At 35.5% G+C, this 19993-nt stretch carries 19 protein-coding genes and 1 other annotated feature; of the genes, 3 read left to right on the forward strand and 16 right to left on the reverse strand.

The window, feature by feature from the left end; translation table 11 throughout:
* Window positions 1–1280: 1280 nt before the first annotated feature.
* The 9 genes from glnA to ERK18_RS07685 form a co-directional block, all read right to left on the reverse strand.
* Complete coding sequence (gene glnA / locus ERK18_RS07645) at window positions 1281–2618, reverse strand: type I glutamate--ammonia ligase (protein ID WP_187154965.1); 1338 nt, start codon at window positions 2616–2618, stop codon at window positions 1281–1283.
* Between the two features lie 171 nt (window positions 2619–2789).
* Window positions 2790–4040, reverse strand: a complete 1251-nt coding sequence (locus tag ERK18_RS07650; protein ID WP_187154966.1) for a methionine gamma-lyase family protein — start codon at window positions 4038–4040, stop codon at window positions 2790–2792.
* On the reverse strand, window positions 4033–4953 hold the full coding sequence (miaA, locus tag ERK18_RS07655; protein ID WP_187154967.1) for a tRNA (adenosine(37)-N6)-dimethylallyltransferase MiaA: 921 nt from the start codon (window positions 4951–4953) through the stop codon (window positions 4033–4035). Before miaA ends, ERK18_RS07650 begins: the two co-directional genes overlap by 8 nt.
* Window positions 4954–5020: 67 nt before the next feature.
* On the reverse strand, window positions 5021–5425 hold the full coding sequence (locus ERK18_RS07660; RefSeq protein WP_187154968.1) for a rhodanese-like domain-containing protein: 405 nt from the start codon (window positions 5423–5425) through the stop codon (window positions 5021–5023).
* Window positions 5426–5479: 54 nt separating this feature from the next.
* Window positions 5480–5698 carry a YqgQ family protein gene (locus tag ERK18_RS07665; RefSeq protein ID WP_187154969.1) on the reverse strand — a complete coding sequence of 73 codons (219 nt, stop codon included), beginning with the start codon at window positions 5696–5698 and terminating at the stop codon, window positions 5480–5482.
* Window positions 5698–6378 carry a rhomboid family intramembrane serine protease gene (locus tag ERK18_RS07670; RefSeq protein WP_187154970.1) on the reverse strand — a complete coding sequence of 227 codons (681 nt, stop codon included), beginning with the start codon at window positions 6376–6378 and terminating at the stop codon, window positions 5698–5700. The genes ERK18_RS07665 and ERK18_RS07670 overlap by 1 nt, the downstream gene beginning before the upstream one ends.
* A gap of 11 nt (window positions 6379–6389) precedes the next feature.
* The gene (locus ERK18_RS07675) at window positions 6390–6968 is read right to left on the reverse strand and encodes a 5-formyltetrahydrofolate cyclo-ligase (protein WP_187154971.1); all 579 of its coding nucleotides are present in this window, start codon (window positions 6966–6968) and stop codon (window positions 6390–6392) included.
* Between the two features lie 53 nt (window positions 6969–7021).
* Window positions 7022–7171: a 50S ribosomal protein L33 gene (rpmG, locus tag ERK18_RS07680; protein WP_081945351.1), complete on the reverse strand. Its 150-nt coding sequence runs from the start codon at window positions 7169–7171 to the stop codon at window positions 7022–7024.
* Between the two features lie 82 nt (window positions 7172–7253).
* A complete protein-coding gene (locus ERK18_RS07685; RefSeq protein WP_390885865.1) occupies window positions 7254–9281 on the reverse strand; it encodes a peptidoglycan D,D-transpeptidase FtsI family protein in 2028 nt (675 codons plus the stop codon).
* Window positions 9282–9564: 283 nt separating this feature from the next.
* Between ERK18_RS07685 and ERK18_RS07690 the strand changes: the two genes are divergently transcribed.
* A complete protein-coding gene (locus ERK18_RS07690) occupies window positions 9565–10479 on the forward strand; it encodes an N-acetylglucosamine kinase (RefSeq protein WP_187154973.1) in 915 nt (304 codons plus the stop codon).
* A 107-nt stretch (window positions 10480–10586) separates the two neighbouring features.
* Here ERK18_RS07690 and greA read toward each other — a convergent pair whose 3' ends face one another.
* The 5 genes from greA to ERK18_RS07715 form a co-directional block, all read right to left on the reverse strand.
* Window positions 10587–11063, reverse strand: a complete 477-nt coding sequence (gene greA, locus ERK18_RS07695) for a transcription elongation factor GreA (protein ID WP_034980198.1) — start codon at window positions 11061–11063, stop codon at window positions 10587–10589.
* Between the two features lie 75 nt (window positions 11064–11138).
* On the reverse strand, window positions 11139–13556 hold the full coding sequence (pheT, locus tag ERK18_RS07700; protein ID WP_187154974.1) for a phenylalanine--tRNA ligase subunit beta: 2418 nt from the start codon (window positions 13554–13556) through the stop codon (window positions 11139–11141).
* Complete coding sequence (gene pheS, locus ERK18_RS07705) at window positions 13557–14606, reverse strand: phenylalanine--tRNA ligase subunit alpha (RefSeq protein ID WP_187154975.1); 1050 nt, start codon at window positions 14604–14606, stop codon at window positions 13557–13559.
* 40 nt (window positions 14607–14646) lie between these two features.
* Window positions 14647–14849, reverse strand: a binding site (T-box leader).
* 48 nt (window positions 14850–14897) lie between these two features.
* Window positions 14898–15248, reverse strand: coding sequence for a winged helix-turn-helix transcriptional regulator (locus ERK18_RS07710; protein ID WP_046332312.1), 351 nt, complete (start codon window positions 15246–15248; stop codon window positions 14898–14900).
* A gap of 80 nt (window positions 15249–15328) precedes the next feature.
* On the reverse strand, window positions 15329–16099 hold the full coding sequence (locus tag ERK18_RS07715) for a TrmH family RNA methyltransferase (RefSeq protein WP_187154976.1): 771 nt from the start codon (window positions 16097–16099) through the stop codon (window positions 15329–15331).
* A 93-nt stretch (window positions 16100–16192) separates the two neighbouring features.
* Between ERK18_RS07715 and ERK18_RS07720 the strand changes: the two genes are divergently transcribed.
* Window positions 16193–16525, forward strand: a complete 333-nt coding sequence (locus ERK18_RS07720; RefSeq protein WP_187154977.1) for an acylphosphatase — start codon at window positions 16193–16195, stop codon at window positions 16523–16525.
* Between the two features lie 33 nt (window positions 16526–16558).
* Window positions 16559–17524 (forward strand): membrane protein insertase YidC, encoded by a 966-nt coding sequence (gene yidC / locus ERK18_RS07725; protein ID WP_187154978.1) that lies wholly within the window; start codon window positions 16559–16561, stop codon window positions 17522–17524.
* Window positions 17525–17650: 126 nt separating this feature from the next.
* On the opposite strand, the gene ERK18_RS07730 is transcribed toward yidC, so the two are convergent.
* Together ERK18_RS07730 and ERK18_RS07735 are read right to left on the reverse strand one after the other, a co-directional pair.
* The gene (locus tag ERK18_RS07730) at window positions 17651–19234 is read right to left on the reverse strand and encodes a HAMP domain-containing sensor histidine kinase (RefSeq protein WP_187154979.1); all 1584 of its coding nucleotides are present in this window, start codon (window positions 19232–19234) and stop codon (window positions 17651–17653) included.
* Window positions 19212–19925 (reverse strand): response regulator transcription factor, encoded by a 714-nt coding sequence (locus ERK18_RS07735; RefSeq protein ID WP_045928304.1) that lies wholly within the window; start codon window positions 19923–19925, stop codon window positions 19212–19214. Before ERK18_RS07735 ends, ERK18_RS07730 begins: the two co-directional genes overlap by 23 nt.
* Window positions 19926–19993 lie beyond the last annotated feature (68 nt).

A 19993-nucleotide genomic window follows, 5' to 3' on the forward strand; every position in this document is an offset into this window, starting at 1 on the left:
AGCTAAAGAGGTTTGGTGGGATAAGTATTTACTGCAAATTTCCATTTTCAAAGTAGTTGAATATTTAGTCATGAAAAAAGTGCTCCTAATAGTCAGATTAATGTCTAACTATTATGGAGCACTTCAATGGATTTTTGTCCAATCTCGAGGGTTAACTTCATTAAGTTAAAACATGCAATTATATGTGACTAAGAGTTATTTGCATAATATTAGACATTCCTTTTAAAGTTATATGATTTGGCCAAAAAAGGTTGTATGAGAGTTCAGTACAACCTTTAAGCTAGTGTATATGTGATTTTAAGATGTTTATTCATAGAAATTTTATAATTAAATCTACATGCTTGTTATCTTTTTACTTCATTGAAGGTAAAAATTTCACAACAGTAAATTTCTTTCTTTAATATTATTAATTTTAGTAGTGAGTTGAATTTACCATATTTAATTTTTCTCGCTACTAATTTTCTGCGTTAAGAATAAATATAATCTTTAGCATGATGAAATACCTTGTAAATTTATTCATAACTTTTCATCGCGGAAAGCAAATTCAATTGATCACTAAATTGAAGTAGCTTTTTTTATTATATAACATTTCCTTTCTTAAACTATTAATTAAATTTTTTAATTCAAATAACCTAAATTATTTAAAATAACACTACCTCTCTGAAACTATGTCTAATATATGGTTAAATTTATTAGATAATATAATCCTAGTAAATGTAGTCATAAATGTCAATAAATTATTTAATTTTAAAAATAAGTTTTTATTGCAAAAGGTTATAACAGCACTCACATAATATTTAAATAACAAATAATACTATTAATGTGAATAGTTATAAAAAAGCAAAGTATATTTTATAAAGTTTAATTGCATATATTTTTATTATAAATAACGTTAATAATATTATATTTAATTAAAACAATTTAAATAAAGTTATTTATTTTTGAAAGTGCACACAAAAAAACGTATATGTTATTAACTCATATTTTATTTATATTATTTTAGCAATAAAATGAAAAAACAATTACATAGCAACACTTAATAAGTATCTATAATTTGTTATCAAATAAAATATAGTTAGTCCTTTTAAATAGTAAAATTAATTCGTACGGTTAAAATTTTTCTAAAATAAAAAAAGTCAAGCTAATGTGTAGCTTGACATTATAATTATTGGTTACGTACAAGAAAAATAAATCTGTCCGCTCTTTATCAGACTTTACATTATTTCCTTATCAAAAATTTACAGTTTTTAAATTTTACTCTTATCATAAAACAAATTGTTTTAGTAGCCCATATAACGATTTCTTTCCCAAACAGAAACAGTTTGAGTGTATTGCGACCATTCTAACTCTTTAGAATCAATAAAGCTCTGAGTTAAATGTTCTCCTAAAGCATTTTGAATTAATTTATCTTTCTTAAAAGCTTTTAATGCATTGTGCAATGTAGAAGGAAGAGGTTTGATTCCCATTTCATTAAGTTGTTCTTCACTTAAATCAAATAAGTTGCAGGTGACTGGGTCCATAGGCATCTTTTCTTCCTTAATTCCAGCCATCCCTGCACTTAAACATGCGGCTAAAAGTAAATAAGGGTTAGCTGTAGGATCAGCAGAACGCATTTCAAGACGAGTATTTAATTCCCCTGCAGAAGGTACCCTAACCATAGGTGAACGATTCTTTGAAGCCCAAGAAATATATACTGGTGCCTCAAAACCGGGGATTAAGCGCTTATATGAGTTAACAGTTGGATTTCCAACTGCCGTAATTGCTCGTGCATGCTCCAAAATGCCATTTAAAAAGTACAAAGCAGTTTTGGATAAATGATATTTATTATTTTTATCATAAAATGCATTTTTATTACCTTTGAATAAAGACATGTTGGTATGCATTCCGTTGCCAGCTTGACCTTGCAAGGGCTTAGCCATAAATGTAGCAAATAACCCATGTCTTTTAGCTATCTCACGCACAATCATCTTAAAAGTTTGCACACGATCGGCTGTTGACAAAGCGTCGTCAAATCTAAAGTCAATTTCTTGTTGGCCGTCACCAACTTCGTGGTGAGCAGCTTCCACTTCAAAGCCAATGCTTTCCAAAGTTTCAACAATATCTCGGCGGCAACTGGCACTTTCGTCATTAGAAGTGAGATCAAAATAAGATGCATGATCTGGAACTTGAGTTGTCCAATTTCCGTCACTATCAAGTTTGAGCAAATGAAATTCAGCCTCAAACCCAATATCAAATGCAGTGAAACCCATATCCTTCATTTGACCAATGATTCTTTCAAGATTATTACGAGGATCGCCTGCAAAAGGCTTGCCATCTGTAGTATGAACAGAACAGGTTAAGCAGCCGATTTTGCCCCCAGTCTTATCACTCCATGGCAAAACGGACCAAGTGGAAAAATCAGGATATAATACCATATCACTCTCTTCCAAACGCACGAATCCATCAATTGAAGAACCATCAAACCGGACATCATTGCTTAAGACTTTGTCTAACTGGCTATTAGGGACTTCAACTGCTTTCAATGTCCCGTTAATGTCTGTAAAAGCCAGCCTAATAAATCTGACATCTTCTTCTTTGACACTTTTCCTTATGTCATCTGCTGAAATTTTCTTTGTCATGCTTCTCCACCTAAAAAATCATACAATAATTGGTACAGTCTAAACCAAATAATTTTTTCTGGTTTAAAACTAGACTTAAGATTAGCAAATGATTAAAACCTTGTAAAGTGGTCTAACAAAAAATAGCAAAACTTTACCAAACTTTTACTTTACATTTATAAATATCTTTGATTATTTCTGAAAAAATAATTCATTGACTGCATTTGTAATCGCTATTTTCACATGGGCATAAGTCAGACCGCCTTGCATATATAAAGCATACGGTGGTCTAATTGGACCATCTCCTGAAAATTCGATGCTTGCTCCTTCAATGAATGAGCCGTCAGCCATAATTACTTGATCTTCATAACCAGTGTCATTACTTGGAATAGGATCGACAAATGAATTAATCGGTGAGTTTTTCTGTAAAGTTTTGGCAAATCTGATCATTTTGTCCTTATCATGGAAAATTACTGTTTGAATTAAGTCAGTTCGATCTTCATTCCATTTTGGTGAAACCTCTAAGCCCATCTTTTCTAATAATGCCGAGGCATAAACTGCACCTTTAATGGCATTACCAGTCACACTTGGTGATACAAAAAGTCCCTCAAAATAATCAAGATTATTGTTTAAGCTGGCTCCTTCTTCGCGACCTATGCCACCGGCCGTAAGCTTTGCCGCAGTATTTTCAATTAATTCATGTTTGCCAACAACATAGCCACCTATTTTTGCTAAGCCACCACCAGCATTCTTAATTAAAGAACCAGCCATTATGTCCACACCATATTCAGTAGGTTCATGTTGCTCAGAAAATTCTCCATAGCAATTATCAACAAAGACAATGCTCTTAGGTGAAACTTCCCTAATCATTGCAATCATTGGCTTGATTTTTGCCACTGTAAAGCTTGGTCTTGTATTATAGCCTCGTGAACGCTGGATAACTACCATTTTAGGCTGATGTTCTGCCAACAATTTTCGTGCAGAAGCAAAATCAACACTGCCGTCAGACAACAAATCAACATAAGAAAACTTAATGCCATATTGTTTCAAGCTGCCACGACCGTTGCCAGCAATTCCAATCACCTGTTGCAAGGTATCATAAGGCATCCCAGTTAAATAGGTTAGTTCATCACCCGGCAGCAAATTTCCTGCCATTGCAGTGGCTAAAGTATGGGTACCAGAAACAAACTGTGAACGGACTAAGGCATCTTCAGTGTTAAAAATTTGGGCGTAAATACGATCTAGCTTATCTCTACCACTGTCATCAGACCCGTAGCCAGTACTACCAATTAAATCAGATTCAGCAACGGCTTTATCTTTGAATGCCTGTAACACTTTATTTTGATTAAATAAGATATTTTGATCAATTTTTGCTAATTGGGGTGCTATTTGCTTGTCTGTTTCAGCTACTAATTTATTTAATTTTTCTGGCCAATCATTCATTTAACCATTCCTCAACTTTCTGTGTAATTTTATTTAAACAATTCGGATCTTTAAGCGGATCAAACCAAGTAACAGGTAATTGGTGGCGAAAATACGTCAGCTGCCTCTTAGCATATCTTCTTGAAGCTGTTTTTAAATTTGAAACGCAATTTTCAAGGTTATTTTGTTTTGCAAAATAAGGAAAAAACTCTTTATAACCAATAGCCTGCAGGATTGTATATTCTTGAGCACGATTTTGATAAACAAATTTTGCTTCTTCAAGCAAGCCTTGTTCCATCATTTGATCAACACGCTCATTGATCCTACGATAAATTATAGGACGGTCAGAATTGAGTCCAATGATGAGGTAATCATATCTTGCTTCAATGGTTTTTTGCTGTTGAGAAAACTTTTTCCCCGTACGCTCTATAACTGTTAGTGCCCTTAAAACGCGTCGGGTATTATTTAAAGGAATTTTTTGAGCAGCATCTGGATCTCGCTTAGCTAATTCTGCCCATAATTTATTTTTCCCCTGTTCCTGCAAAAATTTTTCCCATTTATCTGTAATCACTGATTTTTGGCGAGTTGGTTCTCCTAATTGCATTTTGTTTAAAAGTGCATTGACATAAAAACCGGTACCACCTACTAAAAGTGGCAGCTTACCTTTGGCAGCGATTTGCTCAATGGCTTTCTCAGCCTGATCAATAAAATCTATCACGGAATAGGGCTCAAAAACTGATTGAGTATCAACAAGGTAATGTCGAATCGTCTTTTGCTCGGTTGGAGTTGCTTTAGCTGTTCCAATTGCCACTTCTTTATAGACCTGCATTGAATCACCCGAAATTATTTCAGCTTTTACTTTTTGAGCGAGCTGAATTGCCAAGGAAGTCTTTCCAATTGCGGTTGGGCCAATGATTGCCAGAACTTTCTGCATCTTTTTCCTCATTCAATTAATAATATAGAAAAAACACGTTTGAAAAATCAACAAACATGTTTTCTAATCAATATTTGGATTTTTTAGTACGTCCGTTCCATTCATCAAAGCCATTTTTTAACCATTTGATAGAAGAAAAGTTTTTTTTCTGTAAAAATCTGGCAGCACGTAAAGTAACTGATAAAGAATCGGAGTATAAATAAACCGGAAGATCAGACCTTAATTCAGTATATTGATACTTAAGCATTGTATAAGGTAAGTTTCTGGCGCCATCAATATGTTTTCTTTTGAAAGGTTCTTTTTCACGTAAATCTACTACCTGTGCTTTACGCATTCCCTTATTAAATTCATCGTTGGACAAGTCTCCACCGCCCAAGCGCTTAGTCTGTATTTTATTCCATAACCAGACTGCCACAAAGGCTAAAATTATTATAATTAAAACTGCATCTAGAATAAATAAAAAAGTTGACATAAATTGTATTTCTCCTACTAAAAGTTTCTAAAAACAATATACTCTTAATATAGCTTAAGAGCCAGGCTTATTGCCATTTCTGCGTTCTTCATATTCGTATTCTCGCCGCAGTATTATTTTTGCAACTAAATAATCATGTTTATCGATTAAATGTGAACGGTTGATGTTATCTAGTTCAAGAGCCATCAGTTCAATGTCCCAAATTCTCTTGCCGACATGGACAAAAATGCCGTATTTTTCCAAAAGTTGTTGCACATCATACAAAGTTTTCATTATAAACTGATTACCATACCCATTCTGACAGCTGCCACACAATAAATTATTAGAGCACATACTGCAACAACACGCATTTTCATTGAATACTTTCTTAAGTTTCTTTCACCCAAAATCACAGCAATTAAAAATCCGGTTATAAAACCGCCAATATGTCCTGGGATATCGATATTAGGAGCAAAAAGGTCAAGGCCTATATTAATCAATGCCAGCCAAAATGATTGTCTGCCGAGATAAACAAGAATAGGGTTCGCACGATTTTGCAATGCAATAGCTGTCATTGCTCCAAAAAGACCAAATAAAGCAGTTGAAGCACCAGCACTAATAGCGTTATCGTTTCCCCAAGCTAGGCTTAAGAGGTTTCCGCCGATGCCTGAAAGCAAATAGATAGCTAAAAAGCGCCAATGACCTATTATTGTTTCCATATAAACTCCCAGATAATAGATCATCACTGCATTTGATATTAAGTGCATAATTCCAATATGCAAAAATTGTGCAGTAAACAGGCGCCACCATTGATTACCTATAACGATAGCATCATTTTTCATAGCTCCTAATTTCATTAGAACATAGATGTTTTCGGAGCCACCTATTGCAGTTTCAATTAAAAAAACCAAAAAAAGAACAACCAATATACTGACAGTTATATAACAATTTTTCAGGTTTTGTCGCTGGTTCATAATAGCCTCAATTATTTCGATAAAATTGATTCAGGAGTGATAATTGTTTGAATTGGAACATCAGTAGATTCTATTTTCCAAGCTGCAGTTTCAAAAATCATCTTTGAATTGACCAAGGCTACTGTCTTTGAACTAGGATGTTTTGCCAAAAAACGATCATAATAGCCTCCGCCAAAGCCCAAACGTTGATGTGAGTCTAAAGCAAAAGCCAGTCCAGGCACAATAATTAAGTCCAGATCATTATTGATCTGAGCGTCAGGTTCACTTACTTCTTCAACACCAAATTTAGACTTAGTTAACTTGGTCATATAACTATAATAAATAAAATCTTGTGAACGTTCACTGTTATCATTAGCCCGTGCTAAAAAAACATCTTTTCCTTGATCCCATAGCTGAGCAATTAGGCCTGAAGTATCTACCTCATAAGTAAGAGAAGAAGTTATCCCAATGCTTTGGCATTTGTCAAGGAGTTCAGAATTCATAATATTTTTGAGCAGAATTTGATCTTCAGTACTTTTTTGAGATGTTTCCGCAAAACTACTTAGTTTTTCTACTTGTTGTTTTCTAATTTCTTTTTTTGCTTTTGTCATGATTCTTCCATATAAAAAATAGCAGGAGCATAGGCTCCTGCCATATTGGTTAATTACTTAGTTTCACGATGAAGAGTAGTATGTCTTTCAACTGGGCAATACTTCTTCAAACTTAAACGTTCCGGATGCTTACGCTTGTTTTTCTTAGATAAGTAACTTCTATCGCCACATTCGGTGCATTCCAAAATGATGTTATCTGCCATTTCTTTCACCACCTACGCTTTTATTCTGACTGTATTATCTTAGCATTTTTCCATTATTATTACCAGTAATATTCACAAAATTCTATTTTTTATGTAATTTGAAGTAGTCCTGTACCATCGCTTTAGTCATTTGCAGAGTGTAGGAACCTTCGAGTTCGGGATCAAGTCCTGGAAATATTACCGCTGTTGCTATTTCAGGATTATTTGATGGCGCATAGCCAACAAAAGTAGCATTAACTAGCTCAGGTGGATTTTTTTGGTTAGTATTATCAGGATCGTAATAAAATGTTTGAGCAGTTCCCGATTTGCCGGAAATAGAAGGCTTTACATTTTTTAGTTTATGCGCTGTACCCCAAGAATTTGTACCATGAACAACGCGCCAAAAACCTTGTTTGACAATATTCAGCTCATCTGATGTCCAGGGTATACGTAACTGAACTTCTGGTTTTTTATTATAATCTACATAAACTTTTTTGCCATTATTTGAAGTTCGTCCAATTGACTGCACCACATAAGGCTGCATTCTATAGCCACCATTTGCAATCGTAGAAACGTACTGAACCATTTGAATTAAAGTATAAGCATCATAGTTACCATAAGACAGGTCTAACACAGAACCCGAAAGAACCAATCCTTGATCATTAAATGATTTGCCCTGAATTCCGGAAATTTCTCCCGGTAAGTCAATGCCAGTTTTTTGACCTAATCCAAACATATTAAAATTATGTCGTAAAGGTTCAAACGCCGTTTGTGGCATATAAATTTTTGTTTTAGGAACATATGAAGCTTTAACCCATTTCATTGCTAAATGCATCATGTAAATATTACTTGAAACTTCAAGTGCCGTTTCTGCATCAAGGGCTCCAAAAGTACCTATTGGATAAACAGACTTTTTAACAGGAGTACTGGGCAAGTAAACCGGTGTATCGGGCATTACATTATTTGTGGGAGTGATTACCTTATTAATCAATCCTCCACCTACCATTGCGCCTTTAACAGCTGACCCCATTACAAAAGACTGATTAATTACCCCTAATGCGTTATTAGTAGTTTTATTCTTCTTTGGGTCACGACTAATACCAGCAATAGCCAAAATCGCACCAGTTTTGGGATTCATGGCAACAGCATAAGCTCCATTTGAATAGCGAGCCGCTCCTGAACCAACAGCTGACGCATAGATATTTTCTAATGAACTTTGAACCTCTTTTTGATATTTAGCATCAAGCGTTAAAACCAAACTTGCACCAGCTTGACCAGAATAAACCGATTTCGATTGTTCAATATCGCCTGAATTTTTAGTCCAAACTTTACTTGTTGCTTTCGTTCCTTTAAGCAGTGGCTCATATTTTTCTTCTAAATATGATGTACCGACTCGATCATTCCTGGAATAGCCGTTAGTTAAATAATATTGTAAATTATCACTAGGCAAGCCGGCTTTTTCAGTTGATACGGAACCAATAATGCTGCGAATTGATGAACCATTAGGATAAGAACGTTGCCAGTCAGTACCAATGCCTACACCGGGCAAATCAGAAAGATGCTCGCCTACTTCCGCAATTTCTTTGTCTGTCAGATGATTATTTTTTATATAAATTGTAGAAAGAGTATAGGCTCCAGAAATCTTGTTGTAAATTAAAGCCGCTGTTTTCTCACGTGCACTTAATTTAACATGTTCAGAACCAACCTGCTCTTGGATTCTTTTATTAATTAAATTATCATCCTGAGTTTCTCTGACAGATTTAGGAACTTTAGCAGCTTCTTTAGCACTATTTTTTTTATTAGCCAAATAGTAATCAATTACTTGCTGCTGTGTCGGTTTTTCATCTTTAATTGTAATATATTGACTAAGAGAATTTGAAATTGCATAAATGTCTTCACTCGTAGTAGAAACACTTTTGGTATAAGTAATAGCATTTTTAGCTTTATTTCCAACCAATACACGTCCCTTGCTGTCATACATCACTCCGCGAGGAACCTGACTAGAAACTACAGCAGAATTAGATTTTTGCACTTCAGCCTTGAAGCGTGAACCATAGCCAATTTGCAAATAAGCCAGTTGCCCAATTAATGTAGCAAAAAGGACAAAAATAATTCCCAAAATTATCTTCATCCTAATTGGAGTAGAAGCCTGTTTTTTGGAATTATTATTTTTCGTCTTCAGTTTTTTCTTAAAAAAATTCAATTAGACTCATCCTCACTAAACTAGTGTAATTTTAGCAAAAACTAGATAACAAATCTATCGAGATGTTAACGTTTTGAAAAAACTTTAATAGATAACGTGTAAATGACAAGCAATAAACTAGTTATAAACACTTTATGAAAAAATCTTCTGTTAGTTATTCATTTGTAATAAAATATTGGTGGGATAAAAATTATAGAAAGAAGACCAAACTATGACACTTAAATTTCAAATTGGAGTTGACGCTGGCGGAACCCATACTATAGCAATTGCTTATGACTTAGAAGGTCAGGAACTGGCACGTGCTAAAGCTGGACCAGGTCAGGTAAATACAAATTATGACAATGCAATAACCAATATTACCAATGCTATAAACAAGTTAATTGATGAAATCGATGGTGATTGCCAACGTATTTTATGCGGAATAGCTGGCTTATCTGTGATTGGTCATGCTCCGGAAATAGCAGCTGAAATTTCGGCAAAAGCTAATAACTTACCGACTAGAGCAATTACTGATTCCCTTTTAGCTCTTTATAATGGTCTTGAAGGTGAAGATGGTGGTTTAGTAATTGCAGGAACTGGTTCTGTTTTTAATGGTTTGCAAAATGGCAGAATTATCACAACGGGTGGATATGGCTCCATTTTAGGTGATGAAGGATCCGGATATGCCATTGCTCTGTCTGCCTTGAAATCAGCTCTGCTTAGTTGGGACAAACGAGAAGAAAATGAACTAATTCCTATGTTCAATAAATTGTTCAATGTTGACAACCTCAACGACGCTACTGCTAAATTTTATAAAACAGCAAACGCTGACTTTGCTTCTATGGCAGTGAATGTAGCTCAATTAGCCGATAACGGCAATCCTTTTGCATTAAAGGTAATTAAGGAGCAAGCAGAACTTCTTGCGCGTGATATTATTATTGGCATGAATCGTTATGAAAACCCTAAACCAATGAAAATTGCATTAACCGGGTCTGTACTAGCTAACAATCACATGCTGCGAGATTTTCTTGAAGATAAAGTTCGGGAAAAATATCCAGACGCACAGTTTTCAATTTCTAACGGTGAGAATGCACGCGGAGTAATCTTTGATAGAAGCAAAGATTACCGCTATTTCACCAGTCACTAAATCTGCCACAAAAAAGACCAGAACTTTACGTTTTTCATTTTAAGAAAACGTATATGCTCTGGTCTTTTTTATCGAAAATAGTAAAACATTTTTGTAAAGACTGCTAACTATTCCTCTACTTTATTGATCACTACATCAAATTTACCACCAGGTGTTGATATAGTTACTGTTTCGCCTTTTTTCTTGCCTAAAATTGCTTGGGCAATTGGCGAATCATTAGAAATTTTACCATTCATCGGATCTGATTCATCGCTACCAACGATAGTATAGGTTTCTGGTTCATCTTCACCAACTTCCGTATAAGTTACTGTTTTACCCACTGCAACTTCATCTGGATCGCTAGAGTTAGCGTCAACCACATGAGCATATTTAAGCATTTCTTCAACAACGCTAATACGATCTTCTAAATGGCTCTGTTCGTCTTTGGCAGCGTCATATTCAGAGTTTTCAGACAAGTCACCGTATGAACGGGCGACCTTAATTCTTTCAATCACTTCAGGGCGTTTCACGACTTTTAGATTTTTTAATTCTGCTTCCAGTTTTTCTTTTCCTTCAGCAGTCATCGGATAAGATTTTTCAGGCATTAAATTTCCACTCCTTAAAGTTAAATTTCTTTTTGCAAAGATCTATGATATTACTTTAACGATTAATGTCAACCATTAGCGTATTTCTGCTTTAAGCTGCTTTGTGAGACTTGAATCAATAGAATTCACTGCCTCGTTAACAACTGAATCAGTTAATGTATCATTTTCATTTAAAAACGTTAGACGATATGCGAAGCTCTTTTTATCATCGGCAATATGAGACCCACGATATACATCAATGATACGCAAAGCATGAAGGTACTTGCCGCCATTTGCTTTGATAACATCTTCAACTGTTTGATTAGTAACATCTTGATCTACTAGGATAGAAAGATCACGCTCAATCGCAGGGAATTTTGGTGCAGTTTGTGCAGTTGTTTGCGGGTTCAATATTAGTGGCACGATAATATCAAGATCTAATTCATAGCCGTAGATCTCATTTCCTTTCATTGTTTTGCTGGTTTCAGTTACTGGGCGACCAATCATTCCAATCATACCCACATAATTGCCTTTAATATAAATACCAGCTGTTCTTGTAGGGTGCATAGCCATTATTATTTCAGCTTTATATTCAACATCATTTAAATCAATGCCCATTGCTAAAAATAAATTTGTCAGTTGACCTTTAACAAAGAAAAAATCAATTTTTTCATTATCGTGTTGCCAATTTTCAAAGAAAGCGTTACCAGTATAAAGTGTAGCCAAATGCTCATGTTCATTATAGGTATTATTGTCGAAATCATAGACGCGTCCTTGCTCAAAAATTGCCAGTTGATTTTGTTTACGAGCCATATTGTAACCAGCAGCATCAACCAAGCCTGTCATTAAATTTTGCCTTAGAGTTGATCGACTTGAATTCAAAGGCATTTGCACTTTAACAAGTTTCTTGGGTTCTTTTGTAAAAGCAATTGCTTTTTCAGGTGATGTTAATGAATATGAAATTGCTTCTATTAGTCCTTGACCACGAACAATATCTTTAATATGCCTGATTGTTTCTTCAGTCTTGGAATAGCCTCCATGGGTCTCAGCTAAAACTGATTGTGTAGACTTGATATTGTCATAGCCATATAAGCGCCCAACTTCTTCAACCAAATCAGCCGGAATAGAAATATCCCAACGCCTTGCAGGAACATCAACAGTTAAGTCATCACTATTAATTTCTGCCTTGAAATTCAAGCGGGAAAAAATTGTAGCAATTTCTGATGAAGAAATATCGGTACCCAAAACTTTATTTATGTAAGAAATAGTTGTTTTAATTTGTATTGGTTGCCTTTTTTCAGAACTTCCCGTAATCACACCCTCATTTATTTTTCCTGAAGCATCGTTACGTAATAAAAAGGCAGCCATATCTAATGCTTTTGTCGTCGCATCCCAGTTAACGCCTTTTTCATAACGACTAGAAGCTTCTGTCCTGTTAGCGTGACGCAGAGCCGCTTTTCTAATTAAGGTTGGATCAAAAATAGCAGACTCTAACAAAACATCAGTAGTATCAGCTTCAATTTCAGAATTAAGACCGCCCATAACTCCGGCCATCATCACAACTTCTTCACCATTTGTTATAACAATGTCATTAGGATCAAGATCAACTTCTTTATTGTTTAAAAGTGTCAATTTCTCGTTCTTATTAGCTTTTCTAACCACTAACTTATTTGTTTTAAAAGCACGAGCATCGTAGCTGTGCATTGGCTGGCCGGTTAAAAGCATAATATAATTTGTTACGTCAACAACATTATTAATGGGTCTAATGCCGGCATTCCAAAGCCGCCTTTGAAGCCAAAGCGGGCTGTCCCCTATTTTCACATTACTGATTTTGCGTAAATAGAACTTAGGTGCAAGCTCAGGATCAACATCTACTGTAAAATCTTGGGTCCAGTCCGGACCATCTTCTTTGAGAGTTATGTCTTCAACTCTGACAGGTGTGTCAATAATAGCACCAACCTCATAAGCTGAGCCTTCCATTGATAACGTATCAGCGCGATTAGGAGTAATGTCAAAGTCAAAAATATAGTCATCCATTCCTAGAGGTTCAAAGGCTGATTGCCCCGGTTTTAAGTCTGCATCTTGCGGAAAAACATAAATACCATTGGCATATTTTTCAGGGACGACATTATCAGGAAATCCTATTTCCTGTAAACCGCAAATCATTCCATTTGATTCAATTCCACGTAATTTACTTTTTTTAATTTTTACATTATTGGCAATCCTGGCTCCAGGTAAAGCCACCACTACATCTTCTCCTGCGGCAACATTTGGTGCACCACAAACAATTTGATGAGTCTCACTTTCACCAACATCAACATGAGTTAAATTTAGATGAGTACCAGCAACAGGTTCACAGTCAATAATATGGCCCACAACCATTTTTTTCATACCTTCTTCAGGATGTTTGACTTCAGCTATTTCAACACCTGTACGTGTTATCTTTTCAGCTAAATCCTTGGGATCTTGGTCTAACTCAATAAAATCTTTTAACCAATTGTATGAAACTAGCATTTATCTTTCCTCCCTGCTGAATTGTTCTAAGAAACGGACATCATTAGTATAGAAATCACGGATATCATCTATACCATATTTAAGAATGGCAAAACGATCTAATCCCACGCCAAAGGCAAAACCGCCATAAACATTAGGATCAACTCCAGCATTTTGCAAAACGTTGGGGTGAACCATTCCAGCACCTAAAACTTCTATCCAACCAGTATATTTACAAATGGAGCAGCCTTTGCCATTGCAATTAAAGCAGGAAACATCCATTTCAACTGATGGCTCAGTAAAAGGAAAGTAGCTGGGACGCAATCGGGTTTCACGATCTTGACCGAAAATATGCTTAGCCATTAACTCTAAAGTTCCCTTTAAATCACCCATTGTAATATTTTTATCAACTACCAGACCTTCCATTTGCATAAACTGATGTGAGTGAGTAGCATCATCGTCATCACGGCGATACACTTTACCTGGTCCTACCATCTTTAAAGGACCCTTGGCAAAGTCATGTTTTTCTAATACACGAGCTTGGTCTCCAGAAGTCTGAGAACGTAATAAATCTTCAGCATCTATATAAAAGGTTTCTTGCATGTCTCTTGCCGGGTGATCTTTTGGTAAATTCATCATTTCAAAGCAGTAGTGGTCTGTTTCAATTTCTGGTCCTTGTACTACTTTATAACCCATACCAATAAAATATTTTTCAAGGTCATCCAAAATAATATTGATGGGATGCTTGGCACCTAAGTGCATTTCCCGTCCAGGTAAAGTGACATCTATTTTTTCTTTTTCCAGCTGCTCTTCGACTAAGGCCTCTACAATCTCAGTTTTAGCATCATCAAGCTTATTGTTAAAAAGATCACGCAGTTTATTAACTCTTTGTCCAACTTCACGGCGATCACTGGGATCAATATCTTTCATGGAATGAAGAATGGTTGTCAATTCACTTTTACGACCAGTTAATTTAACGCGAACGTCATTTAACTTTTCTTCATTTTTAGCCTTATCGATCTCATCAAGACCTTTTTCACGCAGTTCTTTTAACCTGTCAAATAAGTCCATAAAACTTTTCCTTTCAAATCAAACAAAAAAGCTTCATCCCTAAAGGGACGAAGCTTCGCGGTACCACCCTAGTTTGGACTCAGAAAGCCCACACTCATGTTTCGATAACGGTGAATACCGGAATGGATTAGATTCTACTAGTAAGATGAAATTCACAGTTCCGTTTAAACCTTTCTTTCAGCTCAATAAAAAGGTCTCTCTGACTAAATGATCGCTGCTACTAGTCTTACTCTTTGTAATTAGTTAATAGAATATATCTTTTTTAAAAAACATGCAAGAGGATTAGACAAATTAGACCCATTTATCGGCCCAACCATGAATTTGATCAAAAACGGGCTTTAATTCTTCACCCTTTTGTGTCAGACTGTAAGAAATAATCTTTGTTTTACCATCAACTGAACGGTTAACAATATCTTCTTTTTCTAATTCTTTTAATCTTTCAACTAAAACACGGTCAGAGCAAGGCAACACGCATTGTGCTAAGTCTTTAAAGCGCATATAATCTCCGGCACAGAGTGAACTAATAATTAAACCGTTCCACTTTTTACCAATAATTTTAAATGCGTTAATAAAATGTTTACAGTACTCATAATTAGGAGCACCACAACCAGCACAATTTTTGTCCTTAATACCTTGAGGCATGATACTGTCCCTCCCACAAGAAAGTGTCTGTTTCGCCTTTTATTATATTAAATATACTTACTAAAAACAAGCATTAAGAGTTAAGAGAAATAGTAAATAATGATGCCTGCAGCCACAGCAGCGTTTAAAGATTCGGCTTGACCTTTGATGGGAATATATAGTTTCTGATCACAGATTTCTGCTACCTCTGAAGTAACGCCATGTGCTTCGTTACCAATAACAATACCAACTTGCGGTACTTTTTTAAATTCTGGTAATTCCTTGGCGTTTTTATCTAACATACTTGAATAAATTGGTATGGTATTATCTTGCATTTCTTTTATAACTGTTAACAAGCTTTCCGTAATTACATTGATATGGAATTGACTGCCCTGCATTGCGCGCTGAGTTTTGGGATTATAGATGTCAACACTTTCAGGGGATAAAACAACACCATTAAATCCCGCTGCATCTGCAGTTCTAATGATTGTTCCCACATTTCCAGGATCTGCCAGATGATCTAACAATACCCACTTACCAAAATCAAAATGGTAGTTTTGCGGTTGACCAATTTTTAATACCATGAAAATATTTTGAGAATTTTTTGTACTTGCAAGATGGTGAGCAACGGACAAATTGATTATGACGGTTTTTTTGCTGGTCACTAGTTGGGGAAAAATATCTTTGATCTCAGCTAAAGCTTCCTCAGTCCCTAAAAGATACTCGTGGCTTTTTTTGGCTTTGAAAGCCTCTGTAACCAAGTGAAAGCCTTCAATCATATATAAGCCATTTTCTTGTCGATATTTTTTTTGTTTTAATTTAGTTAAATTTTTTATTAGCTTATTATTTACGGAACTTATTTGTTCAGACATCTAAATCTCTTCTTTCATCTTTATCAATATATTATTTTAATTTCAAGCTGATAAAATGTTAAAATCAAGAAAGCAGGACTAGGAAGGATTATTATGGGATTTTTTAACAAGCACAAGAATAAAAGAAAAAGCAATCCGACCAATGATTTAAGAGAAACTTGGCAACTAACCGTTTCAGGTATTGTCCAGGGCGTGGGTTTTCGTTGGAGTGTTTTAAATCTTGCGCAAAAAATGGAAATGACTGGCAATGTTCGTAATAACAATGACGGAACAGTCACAATTACTTTACAAGCTGAATTAAACCGAGTCAATCAATTTTGTGCTGAATTACCCAAAAATATTTCTCAATTTGCGCGCATTTCAAATATTAAAAAAGAAAAACTAACAAAAGTAAGCAAAATGAATGGTTTTCATGTATCATATTAGTTATTGGCAAAAAATAATAATTGGGTGAATTTAATGAAAAAATTTCGCAGATATATCGGATTAATTAGTGTTTGTCTGGCAGTCATGCTGTTTGTGACTGCTTGTGCACAAAATGGTGGAGTTAACAAGCCTCCAACAGGCTTTATATACGGGTCAATCTATAAATTTATCGGTAAACCCATGCAAAACATCATGCTCTACTTCTCAAATATCATAGGTGGAGCTAATGGGGCTGGCTGGGCCATTATCATAATGACATTTGTAGTGAGAATGATTCTCTTGCCCTTAATGCTTAATCAGCAAAAGAAATCAACTACCCAGCAAGAAAAAATGGCGCGCTTGCAACCGCAGATGAAGCTAATCCAGGATACTATGAAGCGCAAAGATCTAAGCCAGGACCAACAAATGACATTGGCTGGCTGGCAACGTGAACTATATTCCAGTAATCACTTGTCATTAACAGGTGGGATGGGGTGTTTGCCATTAATTATCCAGTTTCCAATTATGATTGGAATTTATGATGCAGTGATGTACTCACAAAGCTTAGCTAGTTCTTCATTCTTTGGCATTTCATTAAGTAGCAGATCCATCTCGGTGACTGTTATCGCAACTATTTTTGCATTCTTACAAGGTTACCTTTCACTTGTTGGCATACCGCAGGAGCAAAAAAAGCAAATGCAGTCAATGATGCTCATGAATCCTATTATGACGCTCTTTATTTGCCTCTCGGTTTCTGGATCCGTTGCTTTATATTGGGCAGCTGGTAACGTGTTCTCTGTCATCCAGCAACTGATTGTATCCTTTATCATTATGCCTAAAGTTAAAAAAGAAGTTGATGAGGAATTAAAACGTGAACCTATCAAGGAAGTAGTAACAAAAGAAAAAGTAGACGAGCTTCTTAATGTTAAAACGGCTTCTCCGGTTCAGTCTGAGCAAACAAAAGAATTACACAAAAACTTGCGTAATCGCAACAAAGGAAAGCAGCAAAGACGGCCCTAGTTGTTTTATTGGGTTCCAAAAGCGATCCAACTTTCAGGCTCATATATAAATTAAGAAGTAAAAAGACCTTTTAAGTCTATATTTGATTACAATGAACAAATAATCAATAGACTTAAAAAGGTCTTTTTACTTAGTTTCTTTTTTATCTTCCTTTGCTTTTTCAGCTTGTTCACGGTTATGAAGTTTTTTGGATTGAGCTTTTGTAAGTGCCGGAAATTCCATTATAAACTGACTGCCTTGACCTTCTACGGATTCAACACTGATTTTTCCATGATAACTGGTAACCAATTTTTGAGCAATTGATAAACCTAAACCATTGCCACCTTTTTCTCTTGTTCTGGCTTTATCAACTCTGTAAAATCTGTTGAAGATTTTGCTTTGCTCCTTTTCAGAAATACCTTCACCAAAATCTTGGACTATAATATGTACATCATCTTGTGATAATCCAGCCGAAACGTTCATTTCCTTGCGGTCTGTGGAATATTTAACACCATTATCAATTAAAATAACAAGTAATTGCTCCAGGTGTCCTTGATAAATCTGGATTTCCGTGTCGAGAGGTAAATCGTCCATGTCCAGTCTGATAATAAAATCCTTGTGAACAAGTGACATATCACCGACAACCCGCTTAAGGACATCAGAAACCTTGGTAACAGCATTGGGATACTGCACATTGATTTGTTCTGCACGCGTTAAATCCAGCATTTCTTGAATTAAATGTTGCATTCTTTTAGCTTCTTGTAAAGAGGCATCTATTGATTCTTCCAAAATCTCCGGATCATCTTTACCCCAACGTTTGAGCATGTTTAAATGACCTTCAATTACTGCAACAGGAGTGCGGAGCTCATGAGAAACATCACCCACGAATTCTTTTTGCTGATCAATATAACGTTGCATTCGATCTAACATTTGGTTAAAAGAAACTGCTAATTCTTGCAATTCATCATGACGATGAAAATCCTTGATTCTCACTGTACTATTGGGATCATCATTAACTTCCATAGCAACTCGTGACATTTCTTTCACAGGCTTAACAATGTCCCTAACAATTATATAAGCTACCAAGGTAAAAAATACAATGGCGATTAAAGAAATTCTCACCATCCACTTTAAAAGGTCTTTCATTAACCCATTATAGTAGGTCATTTTATTAGCAACAACAATATATCCTGTCACTTTTCCTGAATGAGCAGCCCTAACCTTTTGATAAGTGATTAATTCTTGTTTATGATTTTTATTAACGCGCGTCATCTCATAGTCACTTTTTATTTTTTTAAAAGGTAAAAGTTTGCCACCATTATCAAAGACATCCTCTTGTCTAAGATTATAAACGACTACGCTCAAATCAGGGTTTGTTAGTGATGACAACAAGTCGTCATTAAAAGCACTGCTTTTGCGTTCGTCAGAACCTATCGGAGGATTGCCTTTTAATACTTCTCTGGTCGATGGTGTTAATGCAGGAACAACGTTTGCAATTTCTAATTGATTTGGAATTCTGTTCAAACTACTATTGAGTTTGCTTACCATCTCATTTGATGTTTCCTTTTGCTGGACCATAGATTGCTGTCCAACAAATGAATATATTATTACGGAAAATACAATAAAAGAGACCATAATCGTCAAGGCAACGACACTTACCCACCGTAATACAAGCGATGAGTGCTTGGTCTCTTTTTGTGATCTCTTTTTACTTCTTTTCATCATCCTCATCTCTTACCATGTAGCCAGTTCCACGAACCGTCTTGATATATGATTGTCTGCCAGGAACGTCTATTTTATTGCGTAAATATCGTACATAAACTTCGACAACGTTAGTTTCGATATTTGAACCGGGTCCCCAAATTTTTGCGAGCAACTGATCACGGCTAACAACGTTGTTCTTATTCTTAATCAAGGTCATGAGCAAGTTATATTCACGCTTAGTTAAATCAACAGCTTTACCATCGCCACGACGAACAATTCTATTAGCAGTTTCGATAGTAAGATCCTTAAATTTTACCACCTTCTTCTCAACGGAATCGTCTGAAGCGTCTTTCTCAATTTTTACTCTGCGTAAAACTGCGCGTAAGCGAGCTAAAAGTTCTTCAATTGCAAATGGCTTAACAATATAATCGTCAGCTCCATGATCAAGACCAGAGACACGGTCAATGACAGAATCGCGTGCAGTCATCATAATGATTGGTGTGCTCTTAACTTGACGGACTCGACGGGCAATTTCTAAACCGTTAAGATCAGGAAGCATAAGATCTAGCAGAATAGCATCAAAATCTTCTTTCAAAGCTAAATCTAAGGCCTTGCGACCATTACTTTCAACCACAGTATCATATTTTTCATGTTTTAATTCCAATTCCACAAAACGCGCCAAATTTTTTTCATCTTCAACAATTAATATTCTTGCCATTTTTCGTCATCCTTTTAAAACTTAATTTTGATTAATTTAATTTAATTCTTGTCAACAAGTAAAGCATA

This window comes from Lactobacillus kimbladii, assembly GCF_014323605.1.
GTDB lineage: Bacteria > Bacillota > Bacilli > Lactobacillales > Lactobacillaceae > Lactobacillus > Lactobacillus kimbladii_B.